This window comes from Paraburkholderia humisilvae, assembly GCF_902859855.1.
In the GTDB taxonomy this organism is placed as follows: Bacteria; Pseudomonadota; Gammaproteobacteria; order Burkholderiales; family Burkholderiaceae; genus Paraburkholderia; species Paraburkholderia humisilvae.
Genome location: NZ_CADIKH010000336.1, coordinates 1 through 1,396 on the forward strand (window position 1 = coordinate 1; position 1,396 = coordinate 1,396).

The 1,396-nt window shown below is 59.7% G+C and carries 1 protein-coding gene and 1 pseudogene; one reads left to right on the forward strand and one right to left on the reverse strand.

The window, feature by feature from the left end; all coding sequences use genetic code 11:
- Positions 1–119 (reverse strand): annotated as a pseudogene (locus tag HV796_RS46375) (IS3 family transposase); the annotation flags it as partial.
- A gap of 59 nt (positions 120–178) precedes the next feature.
- Between HV796_RS46375 and HV796_RS42350 the strand changes: the two are divergent.
- The coding region (locus HV796_RS42350; RefSeq protein ID WP_175233561.1) for an IS30 family transposase at positions 179–1,396 on the forward strand (1,218 nt) is incomplete at its 3' end.

The following is a 1,396-nucleotide window of genomic DNA, read 5'->3' on the forward strand; positions in this document are numbered from 1 at the left end:
CGCCACACGCGCTCCACGAACACGTTGTCACGCCAGGCTCCCTTGCCGTCCATGGACAGCTTGATATCGCGATTCAGAACCGCGTCGGTAAAGGCAGTCGCGGTGAACTGGGCGGATTCAACCGGTCGTCGCAACACCTTTGATCGAGGAGGTGTTTATGGGACGACCAGCGGGGTGGATGCATAAGTTGACAGGGCGAGGAGCGATGCGTTCGCCAGGTGCGCCGTCGCATCGGCGTGAGATCGAGCGGCGATTCTGGGAGCAGATCGCAACAGGCATTACAAGTGAGAAGGCTGCAGAGGCGGTTGGCGTGTCGCAGGCAGTAGGCACTCGCTGGTTCCGTCATAATGGTGGCATGCCACTTTCCATGAAGAGCCCGATATCCGGGAGGTACCTGTCGTTCGCAGAGCGAGAGGAGATTGGACTACTTTCGTTCCAGGGCGTCGGGGTACGAGGGATTGCTCGCCATATCGGACGCAGCCCATCAACGGTCTCCCGGGAACTGACACGTAACGCTGCAACTCGTAGCGGCCGGCTTGAGTATCGGGCTTCGGTTGCGCAGTGGAAGGCAGAACTGGTTGCCAAAAGACCTAAACCGTCGAAACTGGTGACTAACCCACGGCTGCACCACTACGTGCAAGACCGTCTGGAGGGCAAGGTTCGCGACGCTGATGGCCGTGAGACTGCTGGGCCTCGGCAAGCGCCGTTCAAAGGGAGAAGCAAGCCGCATCGCGGTGACCGTAAATGGGTCAATGGCTGGTCGCCCGAGCAGATTTCCAAACGGCTGCAGTTCGACTTCCCGGATGACGAATCCATGCGCATCTCTCACGAAGCAATTTACCAGGCTCTCTATATCCAGAGCCGGGGCGCCCTCAAGCGTGAGCTGGTCAGCTGTCTTCGCACAGGGAGGGCGTTGCGCGTACCGAGGGCCAGGGCGCAAGCCAGGGCCTGGGCGCACGTTAGCGAGGATGTGATGATTTCTAGCCGGCCTGCAGAAGTGCAGGATCGTGCAGTGCCAGGGCATTGGGAAGGTAACCTGATCATCGGCCTGAACCGATCTGCTATTGGGACGCTGGTGGAGAGATCAAGCCGTTTCACCATGCTCGTGCACCTGCCTCGGGAGAAAGGCTATGGGTTGACTCCCCGCACGAAGAACGGCCCCGCGCTGGCTGGCTACGGAGCTGTCACGATGGCCAATGCGCTGAAGAAGACCGTAACTGACATGCCTGCCCAGTTGTGGCGGTCATTGACCTGGGATCGTGGCAAGGAACTATCCGATCACGCCCGCTTTACCGTCGAGTCCGGGGTAAAGGTATTCTTCGCCGACCCGCACAGTCCATGGCAGCGTGGCACGAACGAGAACACGAACGGCCTTCTGCGACAATACTTTCCAAAG